The organism is Acuticoccus kalidii (assembly GCF_021556395.1).
Classification (GTDB): Bacteria; Pseudomonadota; Alphaproteobacteria; order Rhizobiales; family Amorphaceae; genus Acuticoccus; species Acuticoccus kalidii.
This window is the reverse complement of the sequence record NZ_JAKGCS010000033.1, coordinates 409,691-432,568: the sequence shown is the minus strand read 5'-3', so window position 1 is coordinate 432,568 and position 22,878 is coordinate 409,691. Positions and strand designations below refer to the sequence as shown.

The 22,878-nt window shown below is 67.3% G+C and carries 23 protein-coding genes; 9 read left to right on the top strand and 14 right to left on the bottom strand.

Annotated elements, in window-relative coordinates; genetic code table 11:
• The first annotated feature begins 127 nt into the window (after positions 1 to 127).
• The gene (locus L1787_RS20520; RefSeq protein WP_235710967.1) at positions 128 to 745 is read left to right on the top strand and encodes a hypothetical protein; all 618 of its coding nucleotides are present in this window, start codon (positions 128 to 130) and stop codon (positions 743 to 745) included.
• 18 nt (positions 746 to 763) lie between these two features.
• Positions 764 to 1,339, top strand: a complete 576-nt coding sequence (locus L1787_RS20515; protein WP_235710966.1) for an OmpA family protein — start codon at positions 764 to 766, stop codon at positions 1,337 to 1,339.
• Between the two features lie 99 nt (positions 1,340 to 1,438).
• On the opposite strand, the gene L1787_RS25835 is transcribed toward L1787_RS20515, so the two are convergent.
• From L1787_RS25835 to L1787_RS20485, 5 genes are all read right to left on the bottom strand, one after another.
• The gene (locus tag L1787_RS25835; protein ID WP_255720664.1) at positions 1,439 to 2,929 is read right to left on the bottom strand and encodes an energy transducer TonB family protein; all 1,491 of its coding nucleotides are present in this window, start codon (positions 2,927 to 2,929) and stop codon (positions 1,439 to 1,441) included.
• Positions 2,926 to 3,372, bottom strand: coding sequence for a biopolymer transporter ExbD (locus tag L1787_RS20500; protein ID WP_235710965.1), 447 nt, complete (start codon positions 3,370 to 3,372; stop codon positions 2,926 to 2,928). Before L1787_RS20500 ends, L1787_RS25835 begins: the two co-directional genes overlap by 4 nt.
• On the bottom strand, positions 3,372 to 3,785 hold the full coding sequence (locus L1787_RS20495) for an ExbD/TolR family protein (protein ID WP_235710964.1): 414 nt from the start codon (positions 3,783 to 3,785) through the stop codon (positions 3,372 to 3,374). Before L1787_RS20495 ends, L1787_RS20500 begins: the two co-directional genes overlap by 1 nt.
• Positions 3,786 to 3,925: 140 nt before the next feature.
• Positions 3,926 to 4,615: a MotA/TolQ/ExbB proton channel family protein gene (locus L1787_RS20490; protein ID WP_235710963.1), complete on the bottom strand. Its 690-nt coding sequence runs from the start codon at positions 4,613 to 4,615 to the stop codon at positions 3,926 to 3,928.
• Positions 4,616 to 4,748: 133 nt separating this feature from the next.
• Positions 4,749 to 5,231, bottom strand: coding sequence for a hypothetical protein (locus tag L1787_RS20485; protein ID WP_235710962.1), 483 nt, complete (start codon positions 5,229 to 5,231; stop codon positions 4,749 to 4,751).
• A 293-nt stretch (positions 5,232 to 5,524) separates the two neighbouring features.
• Here L1787_RS20485 and L1787_RS20480 point away from each other — a divergent pair, with 293 nt between their 5' ends.
• Positions 5,525 to 5,995 carry an Rrf2 family transcriptional regulator gene (locus tag L1787_RS20480; RefSeq protein ID WP_235710961.1) on the top strand — a complete coding sequence of 157 codons (471 nt, stop codon included), beginning with the start codon at positions 5,525 to 5,527 and terminating at the stop codon, positions 5,993 to 5,995.
• A gap of 49 nt (positions 5,996 to 6,044) precedes the next feature.
• On the opposite strand, the gene L1787_RS20475 is transcribed toward L1787_RS20480, so the two are convergent.
• The 7 genes from L1787_RS20475 to L1787_RS20445 form a co-directional block, all read right to left on the bottom strand.
• The gene (locus L1787_RS20475; protein WP_235710960.1) at positions 6,045 to 6,974 is read right to left on the bottom strand and encodes a metal ABC transporter permease; all 930 of its coding nucleotides are present in this window, start codon (positions 6,972 to 6,974) and stop codon (positions 6,045 to 6,047) included.
• Complete coding sequence (locus L1787_RS20470; protein ID WP_235710959.1) at positions 6,974 to 8,197, bottom strand: metal ABC transporter permease; 1,224 nt, start codon at positions 8,195 to 8,197, stop codon at positions 6,974 to 6,976. The genes L1787_RS20475 and L1787_RS20470 overlap by 1 nt, the downstream gene beginning before the upstream one ends.
• Positions 8,198 to 8,209: 12 nt before the next feature.
• Positions 8,210 to 9,010, bottom strand: coding sequence for a metal ABC transporter ATP-binding protein (locus tag L1787_RS20465; RefSeq protein WP_235710958.1), 801 nt, complete (start codon positions 9,008 to 9,010; stop codon positions 8,210 to 8,212).
• 14 nt (positions 9,011 to 9,024) lie between these two features.
• Entirely contained in the window at positions 9,025 to 9,990 is a 966-nt protein-coding gene (locus tag L1787_RS20460) for a metal ABC transporter solute-binding protein, Zn/Mn family (protein ID WP_235710957.1), read from the bottom strand.
• A 318-nt stretch (positions 9,991 to 10,308) separates the two neighbouring features.
• Positions 10,309 to 10,659 (bottom strand): hypothetical protein, encoded by a 351-nt coding sequence (locus L1787_RS20455; protein ID WP_235710956.1) that lies wholly within the window; start codon positions 10,657 to 10,659, stop codon positions 10,309 to 10,311.
• 87 nt (positions 10,660 to 10,746) lie between these two features.
• Positions 10,747 to 14,250 carry a bifunctional proline dehydrogenase/L-glutamate gamma-semialdehyde dehydrogenase PutA gene (putA, locus tag L1787_RS20450; RefSeq protein WP_235710955.1) on the bottom strand — a complete coding sequence of 1,168 codons (3,504 nt, stop codon included), beginning with the start codon at positions 14,248 to 14,250 and terminating at the stop codon, positions 10,747 to 10,749.
• 67 nt (positions 14,251 to 14,317) lie between these two features.
• Positions 14,318 to 15,217, bottom strand: a complete 900-nt coding sequence (locus tag L1787_RS20445) for a D-alanyl-D-alanine carboxypeptidase family protein (RefSeq protein ID WP_235710954.1) — start codon at positions 15,215 to 15,217, stop codon at positions 14,318 to 14,320.
• A 330-nt stretch (positions 15,218 to 15,547) separates the two neighbouring features.
• Between L1787_RS20445 and L1787_RS20440 the strand changes: the two genes are divergently transcribed.
• A complete protein-coding gene (locus tag L1787_RS20440; protein ID WP_235710953.1) occupies positions 15,548 to 17,107 on the top strand; it encodes a calcium-binding protein in 1,560 nt (519 codons plus the stop codon).
• 6 nt (positions 17,108 to 17,113) lie between these two features.
• On the opposite strand, the gene L1787_RS20435 is transcribed toward L1787_RS20440, so the two are convergent.
• Positions 17,114 to 18,556, bottom strand: coding sequence for a dihydrolipoyl dehydrogenase (locus L1787_RS20435; protein ID WP_255720663.1), 1,443 nt, complete (start codon positions 18,554 to 18,556; stop codon positions 17,114 to 17,116).
• A gap of 151 nt (positions 18,557 to 18,707) precedes the next feature.
• Between L1787_RS20435 and L1787_RS20430 the strand changes: the two genes are divergently transcribed.
• Both L1787_RS20430 and rpe read left to right on the top strand, forming a co-directional pair.
• A complete protein-coding gene (locus L1787_RS20430; protein ID WP_235710951.1) occupies positions 18,708 to 19,208 on the top strand; it encodes a CAP domain-containing protein in 501 nt (166 codons plus the stop codon).
• Positions 19,205 to 19,858 carry a ribulose-phosphate 3-epimerase gene (rpe, locus tag L1787_RS20425; protein ID WP_235710950.1) on the top strand — a complete coding sequence of 218 codons (654 nt, stop codon included), beginning with the start codon at positions 19,205 to 19,207 and terminating at the stop codon, positions 19,856 to 19,858. The genes L1787_RS20430 and rpe overlap by 4 nt, the downstream gene beginning before the upstream one ends.
• Positions 19,859 to 19,921: 63 nt before the next feature.
• Here the strand turns inward: rpe and L1787_RS20420 are convergent, their stop codons facing one another.
• Positions 19,922 to 20,746: an SAM-dependent methyltransferase gene (locus L1787_RS20420; protein ID WP_235710949.1), complete on the bottom strand. Its 825-nt coding sequence runs from the start codon at positions 20,744 to 20,746 to the stop codon at positions 19,922 to 19,924.
• A gap of 228 nt (positions 20,747 to 20,974) precedes the next feature.
• Here L1787_RS20420 and L1787_RS20415 point away from each other — a divergent pair, with 228 nt between their 5' ends.
• From L1787_RS20415 to L1787_RS20405, 3 genes are all read left to right on the top strand, one after another.
• On the top strand, positions 20,975 to 21,799 hold the full coding sequence (locus L1787_RS20415) for a ComF family protein (RefSeq protein ID WP_235710948.1): 825 nt from the start codon (positions 20,975 to 20,977) through the stop codon (positions 21,797 to 21,799).
• A 151-nt stretch (positions 21,800 to 21,950) separates the two neighbouring features.
• A complete protein-coding gene (grxC, locus tag L1787_RS20410) occupies positions 21,951 to 22,214 on the top strand; it encodes a glutaredoxin 3 (protein WP_235710947.1) in 264 nt (87 codons plus the stop codon).
• 146 nt (positions 22,215 to 22,360) lie between these two features.
• On the top strand, positions 22,361 to 22,846 hold the full coding sequence (locus L1787_RS20405) for a DUF1178 family protein (protein WP_235710946.1): 486 nt from the start codon (positions 22,361 to 22,363) through the stop codon (positions 22,844 to 22,846).
• Positions 22,847 to 22,878 lie beyond the last annotated feature (32 nt).

Sequence of the window (22,878 nt, the reverse complement as noted above, 5' to 3'; positions counted from 1 at the left end):
ATCAACCATCCTCATCTGCCCGCCCTACCTAAGACACCGACGGCCCCGCCGGAAAGGCAGTCTGCGTCAAAATCGGCGTGAGCCGAATACGCCGATCGTCAGTTAGAACGTGCGGAAATACGGCGTCATGAAAGTTCTCCGCATCATAGCGGACATCTTTCTTTCTCAAATTAAGGAAATAAACCCACTAAATGCGGGTGTTGCCGCAATGCGTCTCATGTTGCTCCACAAAGGTGCAAAACCTGCGATCAGGATCGATCATAAGTGGCGCCATGTGCGCGTGGCAGATAACGAGGCTTTGCGAAACGAGAACTCCATCGAGGTGGTCATGATAAAAGCCTTCGCTCTATCGCTCCTCATCGCCATCGGCATCGGCAGTCACGCCAATGCGCAAACGATCGGTTATGCGGATGCGATCCAGATCCTCGCGCGTGATTGCGGTAGCGACATCGAAAAATACTGCAAGAGCGCCAATCTCGCCAACAGCGGCATCACCAATTGCCTCGCCGAAAATCGGCAGAACCTTGCGGCGCAGTGCCAGACCTCGATGGTCCAGGTCCGCAATTCCATCGCCGCACGGATGAAAGCACAGAACGACATTTGGCAGATTTGCAATCGCGATGCGCAGCGCTTCTGTCCGATGACCCAGCGTGGCCGCGGTTTCGTGCTGAGCTGCCTCATCACCGCCGAGCGGAGCGTCAGCAAGTCCTGTAACCAGGCGATCACCAACGCCGGCTGGCGCTGAGGAAGACGAGGAATGATCATGATGAAACACCTTGCCGGCGCGCTCGCCGGTGTCGCCCTCGTCGGTGTCATGGCGACCGCGGCCGACGCACAGAGCCGCCTCACGCGCAATGAGATCGTCAACAGCCTCCAGCGCACCGAGGGCACCGTCGGTGCGTTCGACCCGATGGCGCTGCAGCGCGAGGCCGAGCGTGCCGCCGCGATGGGCGGCGACAACGCGCCCGGCCCCGTCTCCGATCGCCTCACGCGCCTTCCCCAATTGAGCGTCGAGATCAATTTCGACCTCAATTCGGCCCGTATTCGCCCGGAGAGCTATTACTCGGTCGGCCTTATTGCTGACGCGCTCCACACCCCCGCACTGATGGGTCAGCGGCTTCTCGTCGTCGGCCACACCGACGCGTCGGGTCCGCGCGAGTTCAATCTGGAGCTCAGCAAGAAGCGCGCCGCCTCGGTGGCCGCGGCCCTTACGACGACGTTCAACGTCCCGGCAAGCGAAGTGATCTCCATCGGCCTCGGCGAGGAACAGCTTCAGGACTTCGCGAACCCCTATGACGCGATCAACCGCCGGGTTCAGATCATCAATCTCGGCCCCTGAGACCTCGTCTGACGCCCCCGCGCCGCACGGCACGGGATCGAACGCAAAAGCCCCGGCGCAACCCGCCGGGGCTTTTCGTTTAGGGCGTGAGCGCAACGCCTACTGGACGCGGAGCGGCACCGTGAATGTGAGGCTCGGACGGCTGATGTCCGGCGGGAACGACGGATAACGCGCCGACCGCACCGCATCGAGCGCGGCGGCGTCGACCTCCCGGTCGCCGGAGCTGCGCAACAGGCTCACGCCCGTGATGCGGCCCGCGCTCGAGATCGTGACGCTCACCGTCGCGACGGCCGCCGAAAGCTGCGCGCGGCCGCGGAAGGAACCGGCGATCCGCGAACGGACGACGCGGCCATAATTCGCCTCGGCGCGGGAGCTCGAATCCGTCGACGCGCGCTGCTGCCTCTGGTTCGAGGCGGTCCCACCGGTGCCGCTGCTGTTCGGCTGCGAGCGGGCCTCCTGTGCCGCGCGGGCCGCGTTGGCCCGGCGCGCTGCGGCCGCCGCCGCTTCCGCTTCGCGCCGCTGGGCGCTGCGCTGGGCGACTTCGCTGAGCTCGGCCGTCTCGCGCACATCGTCCGGGACGGGATTGAGACGAGGCACCGGCATCGTCTCCAGCGCGGCGAGCGCCTCTGGATCGGTGATCGTGTTCGGGGCGTCGGGCGACGGGCGGCGGTTCGGGAACGGGACCCAGTCCTCGCTCGGCCGCGCGTCGAGGGACACGTCGGGCGTGCTCGCGGCAGGCGCCTCCTGCGGCGGCGTCTCCGGATCGATCGCCGCGACCTCCTCTTCGACGGCCTCTTCCTCGACAGGCTCTTGCGCGGGCGCTGCGAAAGGCGAGCGCACCGGAACGGGCACGGTCTCGATCCCGAGCTCGGCGACGCTCTCTTCGACGGCCTCGCTCTCGGCCGGCTCGGCGGGGGCGGGCTCGGGCTCGGCGGGTTCGGTCACTTCGTCCGGCTCGGCGAGGGCGACACCCACCTGCGGCGCCGCCTCGACCACCGGCGCGGGCGCCTCGGCCGTCGCCGGAGCCTCGACCGGGTCCGACGGCTCGGCAGGGGCGGTTACGGTCTCAGTCTCAACCGGCTCGGACGGCGCGGGCTCGACGGGCTCGGACGCCGCCGTCTCGGGCGTATCGATCGGCTCGGCGTCGGTCTCCGCCGTCTCGCTCTCGGAGGGCTCGGCGGGGTCCGCCGCCACCTCGATGCCGGTCGCCTCGATCCCGGGCACGTCTTCCGCCGGGGCGGCCTCCGCCTCGACCGTCTCGGCCTCGACCGCCTCCGCCTCGGACGCGGCCGCTTCCTCCTGCGAGGGCGGGACGACATCGGGCGTCTCCGGCGCTTCGGCATCCTCCATGTCGGTCATGTCGGCGGCGGCGGCGACAGCCTCCGGCGTTTCCACCTCCGCCTCCGACACGTCCGCCGTCTCCACCTCATCGAAGGTCGACGGGGTGACGTAGACGGGCATCGGATTGTTGAACGTCTCTTCCTCCGCCTCGTCGGGATCGCGCAGGAAGAGCCAAGCGGCAAAGCCGGCATGCGCCACGATCGACAGGGCGAAGGCGACAAACCAGGCGCGGCGGGTGATCGGCATCATTCGCCGCTCTCCCCGCCCATCGGCCGGCGCACGACGATCCGCAACGGGATCTCGGTAATCGTGCGCACTTCGGCGAGGAGGTCAAGAAGAGCCGGCGCGTCGAGATTGCGGTCGGGAATGACGGCGATCTCCACGAGCGGCTCGCCGCTCTCCTCGTGGATCGCGCCGATCGCCTCGATGGCTGCACGGGTTTCCATCACCGCGCCGCCGACGCGGACCGAGCCGTCGGCCGCGATATAGAGCGCGTCGGCCTGAAGACCGGACGGGGTGAACTCCTCCGCCGTCGCAAGCTCCACCTCCTCATCGCGCGGCGCGGACAGCGTGCCGGCGACGAGAAAGAAGACGAGCAGCAGGAACACCACGTTGATCAGGGGAATCGTGCTCTCCCCCGCATCGCGTCGGCGCGGCCGCACGGCGAGCGGATTGTGCCGCTTGCGCGCCATCAGGGCACCTGCCTCTGCCGTCCGGCGGACAAGGCCACCGGCATCGGGCCCGCTTCGAGCCGTTCCATCAGCGTCACGAGATTCTGCACGGAAGCGCCCGTCTCGCTCGACAGCATGACCTGGGCGATGCCGGTCTCCTTGAGGCCCTCGAGCGCCTCGATGAGGCCGTCCGCGGCAACGTCGGTCCCGTTCAAGGAAAGCGTGCCGTCATGGCGCAGCTTCAACAGCGCCGTCTTCGACGGGCCGGCGCTCGCCCCTTGGGCGGCCGAGGGCGGCGAGGTCGCGATGTCGACCGCGGCATAGCGAAGGAAGGTCGATGACAGCATGAAGAAGAGGAGGAGGAGGAAGATGACGTCGATCAGCGGCGTCAACGGCAGCCGCTTACGGGGACGACGGGGATACGAGATGGCCATTGCTCACCTCCCGCCCGAACGCGCGCCATCGCGCCGCGCGCGCGGCACCGAGCAGCCCGAGACCACCGGATCCGGCGCCCGCCAGTCGACCCACGAATTCATGCCCACGCTCACCCCGGCGCTCCGCTCGACGTGCGGCGTCAGCGCAGCGGCTGGGGCGCGGCCGCGCCGATCGGCGCGTCGAGCGGAATATCGAGCTCGACGGTGCCGGTGAACATGTCCGTCAGCAGCGCGTCGAGGACGATCCGCTCGTTCTCGAGCCGGCCGTCGAACCACGCCGCGATCACGGAGGCGGGCATCGCGACGGCGAGACCGACCGCCGTCGTCAACAGCGCAACCCAGATGCCGCCGGCGAGGATCGACGGGTCGACCGCGGACCCCGCGCCTTCGAGAGCTTGGAACGCCTCGATCATGCCGAGAACCGTGCCGAACAGGCCGAGAAGCGGGGCGACCTGCGCGATCGTCTCCAAAACGCCCGTCATGCGGCGCAATTCGTGAAGGCGAACGGCCGCGTAGCTCTCCGCCCCCTCCCGCGCGGCATCGATGCTGACATCCTCGAAGAGGTCCATCGCCCGCTCGACGACTTCGACGCTGAGCGCCCGCCCCCGCAACGCCTCGCGCGCGGCCTTGGTGCGCCCGGCGCGCCACAGGCGCACCGCCTCGCTCGCGCGTCCGTGCCGTCCGACCCGCGCGAGGCTGAATTGCCAGGCCTTGGCGATCGCCACCGCGATGACCACCACGGAAAGGACGAGGAGGAGGACCACCACGGGACCGCCGAGGGCGAGTATCCCGAACAGCCCGTCAAAATCCACGGATCTCAGGGTGGCCACGACGGAGTTCATGTCCATGACGTACCGGCATCCTGTCGCTTGAGCGCCGTGCCGCCGGAAGAGAACCCCTCCCCGCGCATCGACGCGATTTCAATTGGGTCGAACGTCGGCGGGCCGAAACGCCCGCGCGCCGTTAGAGACCGAACGTTATGTCGAGCGCCGACCGCGTTTCCACAGCGCGAAGGCAGGAAAGCGGCGTCAGCCCGTCGCCGTCGCAACTCGCGACGTCGTTGACGAGGACGTTACCGATCCCATCGCACGGGGTCGCGTCAAGATCGAACTGCCGCACGCGCGTCTTGCCTTCGAGCAAGAGGCCGAAATTGAGGCGCAGGAGCCGGTCGAGCGCGCCGCTTTTGCCGAAAACGGCAACCTCGAGGGACAGGTCGTCGATCTCGCCGCCCATCTCGTTGCGCACCAGGAAGGAGACACGGCACCCGTTTTGCGCCGCCGCGAGGTTGTTGAGTTCGAGGAACAGCGCCCCCGCCGCCGCGTCGCCCGTCGCCGTCGCCTCGCTCACCGCGGTGACGGGAGCGTCACCGTTCGGTCCCGTCACCGCCTCTTGGGCGTTGACGTGCACCGCGCCAGCCAGAGCGGCAGCCGTGATCAAAGGCAACATGAAGGAGCGCATTCCGAAATCTCCGCGCATTGTCGGTGAGGGGTCGCGGTCGCGAGCCGGAAAGTGGACTATCGGAGTTCGGTTATCGTGGCAAGAATACCTGAACGCAGCAGATGGTGATCGCTCCCATGCCACAAGTGGATAAATGCAAGCCACCATTCGACCAAATTGCGACCCTCGGATTGTTCCGCAGAGCTGGTCAAATTCAAAAAGATGCACCGGGTCGGGAATATCCGGGCGCCTGGACCGTATTTTCTATCTAGACTAATTGAAAAAACTGGTACGTATGCTCCATGCGTTTGACTGAACAGACCCGCCATGCCCTTCGCGTTCTCGCCGAGTGCGCCGCGCGCCATCCGGACCTCGTCCAAGTAAGCGCGATCGCCCAGGAGACGCAGCTTACCGAGTACACCATCTTCAAGCTCTTGAAGACGGCGACTCGGGCGGACCTCATCGTGACGGTCCGTGGCCGCAATGGCGGCATCCGTCTCGCACGGGCGCCGGAAAAAACCACGCTGGGCTGCGTTGTTCGCACGTTCGAGCCCCGTTTCAGAGACTGTGCCCCGGCCGAGCTCCTCACCGTCGAGGCCGTCGAATCCGATGTCGTCGACCGAAACCTCAACCGCGCGCTCGGGCACGGCTTTCGCGCATTCCTCACCGCGCTCGATCAGATGACCGTGCTCGACCTCCTGCAGGAGGAGACGGCCTCGACGCTCGATCTGCCGCCGGCGCGCAATTTGGAGGCCGACGCCCGCACCCAGTAGCGGCCGCCGAGGCGCATTCAGTCTATAACGGCTCTAATATAATCGGCGATCAACCCTCGCCGACCGCTTCTCCGACGCGGGCGCGATGCGGCCCGAACAAGACGGCAAGGCCGAGAACGATTCCAGACACGGCGGCGATCATCCCGGCAGCGCTCACCGCATAGTCGCCGCCGAGCCAGATCGGCCCGTAGCCTGCGGCAACATAGCCCAGCACCGCCGACAAAGCCGCGAACGCCGCACTCCACAGAACCTGATGGGACAAACGGTTCGTCATCAGCCGCGCCGCGGCGGGCGGACAGATGAACATCGCGATCACGATGATCGACCCGACCGCGTCGAAGGCGGCGACGGCCGCTATCGCGGCCATCACCACGAGCGTGAACCCGATGAGGTTGACGGGCATCCCGAGCGTGCGGGCGAACCCCTCGTCGAAGGTGGTGATGGCGAGCGGGCGCCACAGCACGATCGTAAAGACGATGACGAGCGCGCACACCACCGCCATGCGTGGCAACTCCACCGGCAGATCGGCGAGCGCCACGGGATCGAGGAGCGAGCCCCATCCCTCGCCCGAAAACCAGATCAGGCTTTCGAGATTGCCCATCAGCGCATGTTGCACGTCGAGATGGACGGCGCTCGTGTCGGTCTGTTCGAGAAGGAGGACACCGCCGGCGAACAGCGAGGTGAACGTCACCCCCATCGCCGCACCCGGCTCGATCCGGCCGAGCCGCTTGATCGCCTCGATGAGGACGACCGCGACCACCGCGGCCACCGCCGCACCGACCATCATCGCAAGGCTCGCCGTCGTACCGGTGACGAGGAAGGCGACCACGATCCCCGGCAGGACGACATGGCTGATCGCATCCCCGATCAGCGCCTGACGGCGAAGAATGAGGAAATTTCCCGGTAAAGCGCACGCGATCGCCGCGAACACGCCGATGAGGATCGGCGTCAAACTCAAGGTGACGAACTCCGCGCCCATCACGAGGCCCCTTTGATGTCGAGTGCGGCCGGCCCGCCGATCTCGCGATCGATCGCGGCGATCTCGTCGCGCGTGAGCACGGTGTCGATCGCGGTGAGGCCGTCATAGCGGCCGGGCAATGAGGTGTCTTGATAGAGCGAGCGGGCGACGTCCCACCGCCGTTCATCGCGAGCGGCGCGGGCGGCGGCACTGCGGCCCGTCTCCGTCGCCACCCCGTCGGCGCGGATGAGGCCTTCGCCGCTGAGAACGCGCAGCGTCATCACGTCGTGGATCGGCTCGCCGCGCGACAACGCGAGAAGCCCTTGCCGGCGATGGACGCGGCGCTGAAAGGCCCGGTGCCGCAGGACCGCGGCGAGCACCCCGCGATCGGGCGCCGCGAGCAGCGAGACGAAGAAGATCGCCGCGCAGACGAGCACGACGATCGGCCCCGTCGGCAGCGCCGGCGCCGAGGCCGAGATCGCCGAGCCGACGAAGCCGGAACTTCCGCCGATCAGCCCCGCGATCCAGATGACGTTGCTCGATCGGTCGGTCCAGAAGCGCGCAGCGACGGGCGGGATGATCAGCATCGCGACAATCAGAATGAGGCCGACGATCTTGAGCCCGATCACCGTCACCGCCATCACGAGCGCCATCATCAAAAGGTCGATGCGGGGAACGTCGATGCCGATCGAGCGGGCATAGTCGGGGTCGAAGGCGACGATGGTCATCGGGCGGCGCATCAGGACGGTTGCGAGCGCCGTCGCCGCTCCGCCGACCGCGATCACCACCGCGTCGGAGAAAAGCATGCCGGCGGTCGAACCGAGAAGGAAGCTTTCGAGGCCCGCCTGCCGGCCCGACGACATCGTCTGAATGACGGTGAGGAGGACCACGCCGACACCGAAAAACACCGAGAGGACCGCCCCGATCGCGGCATCCTCGGCAAGGCGCGTGCGCTCGGTGATCCAAGAGACCGCGAGAAGGCCGACAAAGGCGGACGCCGCCGAGCCGAGAAGAAGACCGGCGAGGCTGCGCCCCTCCCCGCCCAGCATCACCATGATGATGAAGGCGAGGCCGACACCCGGCAGCGTCGAGTGGGCGACGGCGTCGCTGACGAGCGCGCGCTTGCGCAGAAAGAGGAACGTGCCGCCGACCCCTGCCGCAACCCCGAGGCAGGTCGCCCCGATCGCGACGAGGGCGGAGTTGTAACCGGCACCGAGGGTGAGTGCGGCGAGGAAATTGTTCATCGCGCGGCCCCGTCAGGCGAGCCGGAGCTGGTCGATATGGGTGGACGCGAGGCGTCCGCCATAGGTCGCCTGCAACGTCTCGGCGTTGAAGATCGAGGCGATCCGCCCCTCCGCGATCTTGCGCACGTTGATGAAGAAGGCATCGTCGAAATAATCGGCGACCGTCGCGAGATCGTGATGGACGCAGACGACCGACCGCCCGTCCGCCTTGAGCGCCTTCAGGACGTCGATGATCGCCTTTTCGGTCGCCGCGTCGACACCCGCGAACGGCTCGTCGAGAAGGTAGATGTCGGCATTTTGCGCGAGGGCGCGAGCGAGGAAGACGCGCTGTTGCTGTCCGCCCGAAAGCTGGCCGATCTGCCGATCGGCGAAATCGACCATCCCGACCCGCTCCAGACACTCGAACGCCCGCTTGCGATGGGCCGGCCGCACGAGGCGCAACAGGCCGAGCTCACGCTGCATTCCCATGATCACGACGTCGACGACGCGGGTCGGAAAGTCCCAGTCGACGCTCGCGCGCTGCGGGACATAGGCAATCCGCCCGCGCGCTTTGTCGAGCGCCTCGCCGAAGACGGTGACGCGTCCCGAAAGGCGCGGCACGATGCCGAGCGCCGCCTTGAGCAGCGTCGACTTGCCGGCGCCGTTCGGACCGATGATCGCCGTCATCGCCTCGGCGCGGAAGGTCGCGTCGATCGAGAAGACGGCCGGCTTGTTGCCGTAGGAGACCGTGAGGCCACGGACCGCGAGGGGGCTCGCCGACAGGTCTTCGCGGACCGCTTCGCCACCGGCGGCCGCGAGTTGAACACGAGGCATCGTCTTCGCCATCGTCAGCTCGCCGCGCCGAGCTTGCCGAGCCGCCCGCGCTCCGGCGCCGTCCCGCCGAGCGCACGCGCGATCGTCGTCGCATTGTGGTCGATCATGCCGAGATAGGTTCCTTCATAGGTGCCGGGCTCGCCCATCGCATCGGAATAGAGTTCGCCGCCGATGGTCACGCGGTGGCCCCTCGCCCGCGCGCCTTCGACGAGCGCGCGCATGTTGCGATCCGACACCGAGGTCTCGACGAAGACCGCCTGGATTTGCCGCGAGACCAGCGTATCGACGAGCGCCTCGATGCGGGCGAGGCCCGCCTCGCTCTCCGTCGAGATGCCCTGGATCCCCATCACCTCCACATCGAAGGTGCGGCCGAAATAAGAGAATGCATCGTGCGCGGTGACCAGCACGCGCCGCTCGGCCGGAATGCTCGCCATGATCTCGGCGGTGTAGGCGGCGAGCGCCTCGATCTCGGCGCGATACTCGTCGGCATTGGCGCGGAACGTCGCCTCCCCATCCGGGCGCGCCGCAATCAGCGCGTCACGGATCGCCGGGAGGACGTCGGCCCACAGCTCCGGGCTCATCCACACATGCGGGTCGTATTTGTCCTGATAGGTGGCGTGGGCGAACAGCCGATCCGGCGGCAACGTGTCGGCGACCGGGACGACGGTGCTGCGCTCGCCGAGCTGGCCGAGAAACTGCTCCATCTGCGCCTCGAGATAGAGGCCGTGCGACAGGACGAGATCGGCGCGGATCAGCGCGACGATGTCGGACCGGGTCTGACGGTAGGAATGCGGGTCGACGCCGGGCCCCATGAGGGCGCGCACTTCGACGAGATCGCCGCCGATCCGGCGCGCGGCATCGGCGATCATCCCCGTGGTGGCGACGACGCCGAGGGGTTCGGCAGCGCTTGCGGGCCCCGGCAGCATCATGCCGGCGAGGGCGGCCGCGATCGTGAGATTGAGAACGCTCCGTCTGGTCAATCGGCCTTGCATCGTCCGCCTTTCCGATACGCGTCGCAGCGCTCGGGCGGGTTCGACCGCGTGACCGGTCGAATGCTGCTTTTCGCCGAAGCGTGCACCAACCTAACTAATGCAACTGCGAACGATTTGCAACAACGAACCAGAACACGGAACGCCACGCGCCGCGGTGCGCATCGCGGCAGACGGTCTGAATGGCAAGAAGTGAAAAGACGCGAAGACGCGCCGCCGGTCGGCACGGCACGATGGCCGCGCTGGCGCCGGGACGCGCTCAGGCTGGTTGGTTCGCTGTCGGCGTCGTGCCGCGCCGCGATGCTCCGACTAGCGGACGCGCCCGGTGCGGGCGCGGACCGGGATCGGAGCCCAATCCGGGCGCGCCGCGGCCGGCAGGGCCGCGACGCGAAGCTTCCGCGCCCGAGGGGTATGGCCGTCCTCTGCGGACAGCATGATGGCAAATCCCATCTGAACGCTGGCGAAGGTGATAGCAAAGAACGCGGTCATCACCACGACGGCAAGGACCCCCGAATCGTTGGACGATACGAGCGTCCAAAGATTGAAGAAGTCGGTCGCGAGGCAGAGACCCACCATCGCGACCGCTCCGACGATCCCTATCACCGCGTGGGTGATCAAAAAGCGCAGGAATTCAGCGGTTTTCTTTGATGTTTTATCCATCCGCTGGCTCCTCCTGTCTCAACCGGGGCCTTTAAATGGACAGTAACACGCCTTACCGCCGCCAAAGATTAAATCTGCACGTCCGTTTCAATTTGGTGCGCCCGCTTCGTCCTCGGTCGAGGATAAAAGTTTCGCGTTGCCGCCAGCGGCCGCCGTGTCGATGCACAGATGGCGCTCGATCACGAAGGAATCCCGCGCGCTGAAGACCGGGACGATCGGCCCGAAACGCTCGGCGAGTGCGCGGCGGACGGGGCCGAGATCGGCCCCCTCATAGGCGAGCGCGTCGAGCCCGCGGAGGGCCGCGAGGTCGGCCGGATCGAGCACCCCGTCGATCCCGCGCAAATGAGGCTCGCCGCCATCGACCGCGCCGGGGGCGACGATCAGGACGGCGTTGCCTCCTTCCCGCGCGGCGGCCGCCTGATGGCGCGCCTGCTCCAGGCTCGGCCCGGCGCACAGCACCTTGCCGCGGGGGAAGGTGGACAGGCGGTTCGATTCGCCGGTCGGTCCGGGAAGATCCTCGACGGTGAGCGGCTCCGTCGGCCGGGCGAGGGAGTCGAGCGCAGCCTGCACGTCGGCCCGCGTTGCCTTCGCCCCCTCGTCGGCCGGCAGATGCGCGCTCTCGCGCCGCGCCATGCGCGCGACGGTGCGCGGCCCGCCCGCCTTGGGGCCGGTGCCCGAGAGCCCCTCCCCGCCGAACGGCTGCGAGCCGACCACCGCGCCGATCTGATTGCGGTTCACGTAAATGTTGCCGACATGGATCTGCCGCACCACCTCGTCGACCCGGTCGTCGATCCGGGTGTGGAGGCCGAATGTGAGGCCGTAACCCTTGGCGTTGATCGCGGCGATCACATCGTCGATCTCGTCCGCCCGGAAGGTCGCGAGGTGGAGGACGGGGCCGAAAATCTCCTCCTTCAGATCGGCGATCCCCCCGACCCGGATGAGGCTCGGCGGAACGAAAAGGCCGCGCTCCGGCCCGACTCGCAAGGCAAGGCGCCCGTCTCGGCTCGCCCCGGCGACATGGGTCTCGATGCGCTCCTTCGCCTCGTCGTCGATCACCGGACCGATATCGGTCGACAGCCGCCATGGATCGTCGACGACGAGGATTTCCATCGCCCCGCACAGCATTTTCGTCACCCGCTCGACCACATCCTCCTGGACATAGAGGATGCGCAAGGCCGAGCAGCGCTGCCCCGCGCTCTGGAAGGCGGAGGCGACGATGTCGCGCACGGCCTGCTCGGGCAGCGCGGTGGAATCGACGATCATCGCGTTGAGCCCGCCGGTCTCGGCAACGAGAACCGCCTCCGGCGCGGTCTTCGCGAGTTGCTTGTCGATCGCCTTCGCCGTCGCCGTCGAGCCGGTGAAGGCGACACCGCCGATCCCCTCCTGCCCGACGAGCGCCGCGCCGACGGGACCGGCGCCCGGCACGAGCTGCAAGGCGCGCCTCGGAATGCCGGCCTCGTGCATCAAGGTCGCCGCGCGCATCGCGATCAGCGGCGTTTGCTCGGCGGGTTTGGCGATCACGGCATTGCCCGCCGCGAGCGAGGCGGCGATCTGCCCGGTGAAGATCGCGAGCGGAAAGTTCCACGGCGAGATCGCGATGACGACGCCGACCGGCTCCGGCGACAGCCGCTCGGCCTCGGCGGCGTAGAAACGCAGAAAGTCCACCGCCTCGCGCAGCTCCGCCACGGCATCGAAGGCGGACTTGCCCGCCTCACGTGCGCAAAGCGCGAAGAACTCGCCGGCGTGCGCCTCGTAAAGGTCGGCCGCGCGCCGCAGGGCCGCGGCGCGTTCCGCCGGCGGGGCCCAGCCGACGCCGGCGGCCGCGTCGGCGACGACCTCAGAGGCGGCGGCCGGATCGAGCGCGCGGACCGTGCCGACGATATCGTCCGGCCGGGCGGGGTTCGTCGCCCGCGTGTCCTCGGCGACGGCGGCCGGGCTCACGGTCAGCGGCTCGGCGGTCCACGTCGTCTCGGCGAAGGGGGCGCGGGCGGCATCGTATTCGCGTTCGCCGAGCGGATCGGTGAGATCCCATCCGCGGGCATTCCGGCGCGAGGCACCGAACAGCGCGGGCGGCTGGCGCAGCTTGGCATTCACCACCGGCGCCTTGGCGAGCTTGGCGAACGGATCGGCCGCGACGGTCTCGGGCGACACGCGGTGATCGACGATCTGGTTCGCGAACGAGGAGTTCGCCCCGTTCTCGAGAAGGCGGCGCACCAGATAGGCGAGAAGATCCTCGTGCGCCCCGACCGGAGCGTAGATCCGGGAGGGAATGCCCGTCTCTTTGCGGATCGCCTCGTGGAGCGCTTCGCCCATGCCGTGCAGGCGCTGGAACTCGAACCGTTCCCCCTTCGCCATCGACAGGACGCTCACCACCGTGTGCGCGTTGTGGGTCGCGAATTGCGGATAGAGCCGGTCCGCCCGGTCGAGCAGCGCACGGGCGCAGCCGAGATAGGACACGTCCGTTCCCGCCTTGCGGGTGAAAACCGGGAAAGACGGCGTTCCCGTCACCTGGGCGCGCTTGATCTCATAGTCCCAATAGGCGCCCTTCACGAGGCGCACCATCAGGCGGCGGCGCGTTGTCGAGGCGAGCGTGTCGAGCCATTCGATGACGGGGAAGGCCCGCCGGCCATAGGCTTGGACGACGACGCCGAACCCGTCCCAGCCCTCAAGGCTCGGATCGGCGGCGACCGCGGCGATGATGTCGAGCGAGAGGTCGAGCCGGTCCTGCTCCTCCGCGTCGATATTGAGGCCCATATTCGCCGACGCGGCCTGCCGGGCGAGATCGGTGACGATCGGCACGAGGTCCGCGACGCAGCTTTCGCGCTGGCCCCATTCGTACCGCGGATGAAGCGCGGAGAGTTTGATCGAAATGCCCGGATTGAGGCGCGGATCGTCGTGCGTCGCCTTGCCCGCGATGGCGGCGATGGCGTTCGCATAGGCGACGCGATAGCGCTCGGCGTCCGCCGCGGTGCGGGCCGCCTCGCCGAGCATGTCGTAGGAATAGGTGTAGCCCTTGGCCTCCATCGCGGCGGCGCGCTTCAACGCCCCGTCGATCGTTTCGCCGAGGACGAATTGCCGGCCGAGACGGCGCATCGCTTCGGCGACGGCGGTGCGGATCACCGGCTCCCCGAGGCGGCGGATGGCGCCGCGCAGAGCGCCCGCGACGCCGCGCCCCCGTTCGTCGAGCACACGCCCGGTGAGGAGAAGCGCCCAGGTCGAGGCGTTGACGAGGGAGGACGAGGAATGGCCGAGATGCTTGCCCCAATCGGCGGGGGCGATCTTATCCTCGATCAGCGCGTCGATGGTCTGCGCGTCGGGAACGCGCAACAGCGCCTCGGCAAGGCACATCAAGGCGATGCCCTCGTCGGTCGACAGGCCATATTCGGCGAGGAAGGTCTCCATCAGCCCTGGCGAGGCGGCGGTGCGCACCGTCTCGACCAGCGCAGCGGCGCGCGCAACATTCGCCTCACGCGTCGCGGCATCGAGACCCGAGGCGGCAGCGAGCCCCTCGAGAAGCACAGCCTCGTCGCCGAGCGTCGCGCCCCTTATCTCGGCCCGAATGGCCTCGAGATCGGTGACTGAGAGATCCATATAGCCTCCTTCGTCCCGGCCGCGGCGCGGCCGCCTCGTGAGGCGGAGAGTGGTCCCGAACGCACTGTCAGAAAAGCGATCCGCCGAACAATCCGCCGCCCGATGCCTGCGGCATGTTGCTCTCGATCAGCTCTTCCATCCGCCTGTTGCGGGACGTTCCGCTCTTTCCGCCGAACACGCAGGCGATGACATGCTTTCCGCCCCGCTGCACCGACGTGCAAAGATTGTACCCGGAATCGCGGATATAGCCGGTCTTGATCCCGTTCACCCCGTCGACCTTGTTGAGCAACTTGTTCGTGTTGGTCCAGGTGCGGCCGTTATAGGTGATCTTCTCAGTCTCGAAATATTTCACGTAGCGCGGGTAACGGTCGTAAAGCGCCTTGCCGAGGATCGCCATGTCCATGGCGGTCGTATATTGGAGCGGGTCGGGCAGACCGGACGCGTTGTGAAAATTCGTCTGCATCATGCCGAGCGCGCGGGCCTTCTGCGTCATCTTCTGCGCGAACGCCTCTTCGGAGCCGGCGAGGTTCTCCGCAATCACCACCGCGACGTCATTGGCCGAGCGCACCGCGAGGGCGCGGGCGGCGGTGTCGACGTCGATGGTCGTCCCGGCCTTCACGCCGAGCTTGGCGGGCGGGCGGCCGGCGGCCTCCTCGCTGACCTGGAGATTGCTGCGCGTCGTGAGCTGGCCGGTCTCGATCGCCTCGAACAAGAGATAGAGCGTCATCATCTTGGTGAGCGAGGCCGGATAACGCAGGCTTCGCGCGCCGTCCTCCTCGAGGATCTTGCCGGAATTGGCGTCGACCACGATCGAGGCGAAGGCCCGCGTCGCGACCGTCGGCGCCGCAATCGGCTGAAGCGGCATCGCCGGAGCGGCGGCGAGACTGGTGCCGTCGGTGGTCGGCGGCGGGGTGGTATTGCACCCGGCGAGCACGATCACGAACATGACGGCGAGTAGGCGGCGCATACCGGCTCCCTCGAACTAACGCGTTACAGCGCCGCTCGTTATGGCCCACCACCAAGGCGCTGTCCCCGGTCATCCCGGCTGCGCCAGCCCCCTCGCGCCACTTTGGCCCGATCCGTTGCGCGAATGCCGCGGCGCGAAGCTCCCTGCCCCCTCGCCTCCGCATCTCGACAGCAACACGCGGTCAATATACAATTCAAGATTGATTTCCTCGATATCGAATATTACACAGTTGTATGAATTGAAGAGTTCGTTTTCCCTAGCCTCTCGGCTATTTCTGCCCGCTGCAAGACAATCACCCGAGTCGCATGTGTGCGACTCCCGGAGTCCGATATGGCGCGTATTGGTTCTTTCTCGACGGTCCGCTTCACGCGGAAAGACGGCTACGTCATCTCCAATATCGACGACGATGTGGCGCGCCCAGGATTCCAGCGCTATCTCGACGAGCTGGCCCGTCAACCCAACAAGCTCATCGATCTCGGCATGCCGCGCGACGTGCGGGCCGGCGCCCTCGAAGACCTTCTGTCCCAGCTTCGCGAGCAGCCGATCAACAACGGCGTCAAACAGATCGACATTCGCGGCATCGGCGGCTTCGTCCGCTACACCGAGAAGCACGACGGCTTTCGCGAGTTCTGGATCATCGACGACAACGCCTCCGGCCGCATCAACGGCACCCGCCTCGACGACGTGATCCTCGGGCGCGGCGGCAACGACCGGATCGCCGCCGGCGCCGGCGACGATTTCGTCGACGGCGGGCCGGGGCGCGACAAGATCCTCGGCGGGCGGGGCGATGATTTCTTGAAGGGCGGCGCCGGAGCCGACACGATCATCGGCGGCGACGGCAACGACAAGATCTTTGGCGGCAACGGGAGCGACCTGTTGATCGGCTCGGGTGGCGCAGACGCCTTCTTCTTCGAGGCGAGCGACTTTGCCGGTGGCCGCACCCGCGACATCATCCGCGACTTCGGGCGCGGCGATCAGATCGTCGACCTCACCGGCGACCTGCGGGTGATCGCGACCGGACAGATCAAGCTCTTCGGTGGCAAGGGCACCTTGATCGAGAACATCAAGACGCACGATCAGATCTTCGTCGCGAACGCCTTCCTGACCCAGGACGATATCGGCGACAATTACAAGAAGCCCAAGCCCGGCGCCGATGGCGGGCCCTACCGCGTCGTCCAGAAGGTCGACGTCTACGACTTCACCGTCCGCAAGACCGGCGAGTACACCGAGAACGGCACGAAGGTCGAAATCTATTCGGTGTTCATGTCGAACGAGGGCAAGCAGACGATCGCCAATATCGCCGATCTCGACGTGAAGCTGACCGAGGCCGGCAAGCTCGACATCCAGGGTGACCGCACCTTCAACGCGACCTACAAAGACGGCGTCTTCGACCTCGCGAGCGCTGGCGAACGCACCATTCCCGCCGACAGCGAGATCGAGCTTTTCGGCTTCTTCGTGCGCGATCGGCCGGACAATGTCGTGATCGACGCGAACGATTTCGTGGCGGTCGGCTACACGCCGGAAAATCCGGGCGGCAAGGCGATCACCGACGAGGTCGGCTTCCGCATCACCGTCAAGATCACCAATCCGTTCGACGGCGGTGCCTCCGCCGAGGTCTATATCCGCAATATCGGCAACACGACGCTCACCGACCTCGAAAATATCGAGCTGCGCTTCACCGATCGCTCCATCACCGTCACCGATAAAGTGTGGGGCGCCGACTATTATAGCCGGACCTTCGCGGTCGAACCGTGGGCGGGCGACTCACGGCCCGACCTCGCCCCCGGCCAGGCGACCAAGCTGTTCGGTTTCACCTTCGAGACGGATCACGGCGTGGTCGACCCGAGCGACTTCCGCCTCGTCAGCAATTTCGACGATCTGTTGAGCTGACCGCCCTCACCCGCCCGGCCCGAAGGCGAGCTCGTTCGGGCGAGGCACCTCGCGCTCACCGAGTCGGGCGAGCGCGTCGCAACAGGCGGTGCGAAGCCCCTCCTCGAGCGTCGGATGATAGAACGGGAGATCGAGCATCTCCCGCACCGTCATCCCGCGATCGATGGCGACGGCGAGGATGTGGGCCAGATGCTCCGCCTCCGGGGCCATCATCTCTGCCCCCAGGAGCCGCGCCGTGCCTTTCGCGACATAGAGATGAAGCCGCCCCTTCGCCCGGTCGATCACCTGCGCACGACCCTGCTCGCCGAAATCGACGGCGCCGACCACATGCTCCGTCCCCGTCTCGTCGAGGGCGCGATAGGTCGAGCCGACGAGCGCGATCTGCGGTTCGGAAAAGACGATCGTCAGCGGGACGGCATGGGTGCCCGTGCGGGCCGAGGGATAAAGGCCGGCATTGGTGCCGGCAATCACGCCGCTCCGCGTCGCCTCATGAAGGAGGGGCGCTTCGTCCATCGCATCGCCCGCGATGAAGATCGTGCTGTCGCCGCATCGGCCGGTCGCGCGGTCGAACAGCGGAATGCCGGCTTCGTCGCGCGCGAGGGAGGTGTTTTCGAGGGCGAGCCCGTCGACATTCGGCGTGCGCCCCACCGCGATCAGCACGCGCTCGAGCGTCGTCGAGAACTCGCGTCCGGCCGCGCTATAGTCGATCGTGACGTGGTCTTCGGTCTCACTGAAGCCGATCATCCGAAAGTCCGGGACGAACTCCAGCGCCTCATCGACGAGGGTGTGCGCCTCTTCGATCAAGGCGGGATCGGTGAGCGGTCCGACCATGCCATCCTTGGTAAAGAGGGAGACACGCACGCCGAGACGCGACAACGCCTGGCCGAGCTCCAATCCGATCACCCCCGCCCCGAACACGCCGACCGAGGCCGGCAGGCTCGACCATTCGAAGACATCCTCGCTCGTCGCCCGGGTGCCGAGATTGGCGAACTCTTCCGGGATCGTGGGTCGCGATCCCGTCGCGATGACGATCCGCTCCGCCTCCACCGTCACGGTGCCCGTCTGCGTTTCCACGTCGAGCCGGTCGTCGCTCACGAAGCGCGCTCGTCCGCGCAGTATCATCCCCTCGGGCAAGGCCTCGATCGACTGAAGCACCGAATCGACGAACGCGTTGCGCAGGTCGTGAACGCGCTGCATGACGCGCACACCGTCGATCGACCAGGCCGGAATATCGATCCCGAAGGTGGCCGCGTCGCGGACCGCCTCCGCCCGGTTCGCGGCCGCGATCAGCAGCTTGGATGGCATACAGCCGACCCGCGCGCACGTGGTTCCAAAGGCGCCGCCCTCGATGAGGAGCACGTCCTGCGTTTCACGCCGCGCCGCACGCAATGCTGCCAAACCGGCGGTCCCTGCACCGATGATCGCGACAGCGACAGATCGATCAACCATAATTGCTATGCTCCACCATGGACGATCTACGCCCGTGCGCGCCCTTCCGTTCCACTCGTCGCCGCGTCATTGCGCGCAGGGGCGCGTCGGCATGGAGCGACGAGTTGTGCTTGAGCAAATTCGCGCCAGCGTGCATGGAGCGACAATGCGAATGCGTTCTCTTCTCTTGATCCTCGTCGTCACCGTGCTCGCGAGCTGCGGCGGACCCGGCAAGGACGGGATGACCGTCCCGAACGTGCCGCGCGAACGGAGCGTGAGCCCCGCCGCCGCGGCGCAGCTCATCAACGCCCACCGCGCCGCCCATGGCCGCCAGCCGCTCACCGTGGATCCGGCGCTGAACGCCGTCGCGGCCGAGACCGCGCGCGAGCTCGCCCGCCGCGACCGGCTGAAGACGCGGATGCATTCCGGCCCCGGCCTCGCCCGCAGGCTCGATGCGGCAGGCTACCCCGCCCTCCGCGCCGCGGAAAATCTCGGCTCCGGCTATCCCACCCTCGTCATGACGGTCGACGGTTGGGAGAACTCGCGCGGCCACAACAGGAACCTTCTCAACCCCGACATGACACACATGGGAATCGGTCTCGCCCTCACCGACGAGGGCATCTACAAATCCTACTGGGTGCTCATCCTCGCCGAACCGGACACCGACGCATGAGCTGGAACGCGCCTGAACTCGTGATCGCCCCGTCGCTTCTCGCCGCCGACTTCGCCCGCCTCGGCGAAGAGGCCGGCGCGATCGAAAGCGCCGGCGCCGACTGGCTGCATCTCGATGTGATGGACGGCCATTTCGTGCCGAACATCTCGTTTGGGCCGGCCGTCATCAAGGCCCTGCGCGGCTCGACGCGGCTCCCCTTCGACGTCCATCTGATGATCGAACCGTTCGAGCCCTATATCGACCTCTTCGTCGATGCCGGCGCGGCGGGGATCACCGTTCATGCCGAAGCGACGCGGCATCTCGACCGCGCCCTCGAAGCGATCCGCGCCACCGGGGTGAAGGCGGGCGTCGCACTCAACCCGGCGACGCCGGCGAGCGCGATCGAGAACGTCCTCCACCGGATCGATCTCGTCTGCGTGATGACCGTCAATCCGGGTTTCGGCGGACAGAAATTCCTGCCGAACTCCGCCGACAAGATCGCCTCGGTGAAGCGCCTTGTCGGCGACCGGCCGATCCGGATCGAGGTCGATGGCGGGATCACTGCCGAGACCGCGCCGATCGCGCGCGTGGCGGGTGCGGATGTCCTCGTCGCCGGCTCGGCGGTGTTCGGTCAGGAGGATTATCGCAAGGCGATCGCCGCGCTGCGCTAGCCGCGCCTCGACGGGTGGGCGGCGAGCGCCGCACCGCCGCGAGGGCTCCCGTTCGCGGGGCCCTTATGTCTCGTCTTCGATCGCTTTCAGCGCATCTTCCAGACGCATTGTCGCCGAACCGCGCTTCGACGGGCGCTGCTGCGTCGCGTCGGGCGCCCAGCCCGATAGGAAGGCGAATGCGAACGTTGCCCGCAGCCGGCCGTCCGGGTCGGCATGATGGGCCCGATAATAGGCATCCGCCCGTTCGAAGAGGCGGCGCGGCGCGGGCGCCGTCTCGGTGAGGATGCCGCGCAACCCCATCGCGCCGAGATCGCCGAGAAGCGCGAAGAGATCGTCATAGCGGACCGTAATGCGGAACTCGTCGGCGACCGGCAGCGCGAAGCCGGCGCGCGACAGCCCGTCCCCCCACCGCCGCACGTCGCCGAACGGCGCGACCCGCATCGCCGCCCCGCCGGAAAGCTCCGCCTCGGCATGGAGGAGCGAATCGGCGAGCTCGGCAAGGCTCCCGGAGGAGAGCGCCGCCCCCAGAAAGAGCCCGTCGGGAAGGAGCGTTCCCCGCAACTCGCCGAGGGCCTTCACCGGATCGTTGGCGAGGTGCAGCTCGTTGATCGAGATCGTCAGCGGGAAGGCGCGGCGGAACGGCATGTCGATGTCGGCCGCAAGATCCGCACCATCGTCGCCGGCGGGCGAGGCGAATGTCCACGCGATCGCCGCCTCCGACCATATCTCGCGCAGCGCCGGCGTCAGCGGCCCGACGACGAGGCCGCGCTCGAAGGTGCGGCTCACGAAGGTGAGGCGGTCGAGGATCTCCCGCGCGAGCAGCGTGTGCAGGAAATCCGCCGAAGCGAGGCGCGGGCGCCGGCGAAACTTGGTCCGGTCGAACAACATCGGCGGGTTCTATCGCATCATTCGGGGGTTTTGAATTGGGCCTGTGGCCCTGCGGGCCAAGATCCAGCGGCCCCTGTGAGCCAAGATAAGGCCGCCCGGCGCGATGTCACGGATTCCGTCGCGATGAGCGTGCCGGCAGCCGTTTTGCTCCTCCCGCCCGGCAGCGTCTGGCGAACCACCGGAAAACATCTTATAGTTGTATTCTTCGATCGATGGAGCCTCGCGACGATGCTGTTGTCCGCCCCCTCGCCCGACCCGTTGCCCGAGCCCGTGCCCGCTCCCTCGTCCGCCACCGTGCCCGCCGGATCCTCCCGCGCGCGCGGCCGCCGCGCCCTTCACGCGCTGGTCGACTGGCTCGTTCCGCCGCTCTGCCTCGTCTGCCGCAAGCCGCTTGCCGAACCGCAGTCGCTCTGCGGCCCGTGCTGGAGCCAGATGGAAATCATCACCCCGCCGATCTGCGACATCATGGGAACGCCGCTCGCCTTCGATGCCGGCCCCACCGCGCGATCGCCGGAATTGCGGTGGAACCACCCGCTTTATGATCGGGCGCGCGCGGCGGCGGTGTTCGGCCCCTTGAGCCAGCGCCTCGTCCACCAGCTCAAATATCAGGATGTTCCGGGCGTCGCCGCGCTGATGGCGCGGCTGATGAGCCGCTCCGTTCGTGAGGTGACGGATGAGGCGGATTTCCTCGTTCCGATGCCGCTCCATCGCCGGCGCCTCGCCGAACGGCGGTTCAATCAAGCGGTGCTCCTCGCCGACGCTCTATCCCCGCTCGTCGGCGTTCCGGTGCGCCGCCGCCTGGTCGCGCGCGTGCGCGATACGAACAAGCAGATCGGCCTCAGCCGGCACGAGCGCGCGAACAATCTGCACAACGCCTTCCGCATCGCCGACCCCGACGCGATCGCCGGCCGGCGCGTCGTCATCGTCGACGACGTGTTGACGACCGGCGCCTCGGCCGACGCGCTCGCCTTCACCTTGCGGGCGGCGGGGGCGCGATCGGTCGGTGTCGCCGTCTTCGCCCGCGTCGTCGGCAACGTGCGCGAGCCCGCATAGGCTCGACCGCCCCCATATCGGCCCTGGCAAGGGTTTTGCATCGCCCGAAAACCGCGTGACGACGGCGCGGCCGTGGGCGCACGGGCGAACCAAGTTGCGTTAGACATGGTTGAACCCATATCAACGAACGAGGAAAGACTGGGGATTCGCTATGTCCAATCAGGTGGACATCTACACGCGGGACTTTTGCGGCTACTGCACGCGGGCCATTCGTCTTTTGGAGGCGAAGGGAATCACGTTCACGGAGCACAACGCTTCGAAGACACCTTCCGCACGTGATGAGATGATCAAGCGGAGTGGCCGACGCACCTTTCCGCAGATCTTCGTCGGTGACATCCATATCGGCGGATCGGACGATCTCATGGCGTGCGAGCGTTCCGGCAAGCTCGACGCAGTCCTGCAGAACGCAATATAGGCGCCCCGCGGCACCGGCCGGGTGTCGCGGGTGCGTCCTCAGGCCAGGCGTGACGCTCTTGTGACGGCGATACCGATCGGGCTAGGTGTTTCTTCCGTTCTGATTTGGTCGCGGCCGGCGCGGCGCTCCATGATACCGGTTCCCTCATGATCCACTACACGTTGCGCTGCGCCGAAGGGCATCGATTCGACGGCTGGTTCGCCTCGTCGGAGGCGTTCGGCCGGCAGCAGGAGGGCGGCTATCTGTCGTGCCCGATGTGCGGATCGAGCGATGTGGATCGCGCTTTGATGTCACCCGCGATCGCCAAAGGCGGAGCCGAGGCGGCCGCGCCGGCTCACGCGGAAGGCGCGGAAGCCACCGCGCCGCAAGAGCCGAGCGCCGGCGCCAATGTCGCCCTCACCGCCGAGCGGGACGAACGGCTGCGCGCCGCATTCGCCGCGCTGCGCAAGGCGGTCGAGGAAAATGGCGTCGATGTCGGCCGCAATTTCCCGGAAGAGGCGCGCCGGATCCACTATGGCGAGGCCGAGCCGCGCGGCATCTACGGTCAGGCCGATCTCGAAGAAGCCCGTGCGCTGGTCGAAGAGGGGATCGACGTTCTTCCCCTCCCCATCCTGCCGGAAGACCGCAACTAGTCCGCCCCGGCCAGCGCGGCCAGAGCGGCCAT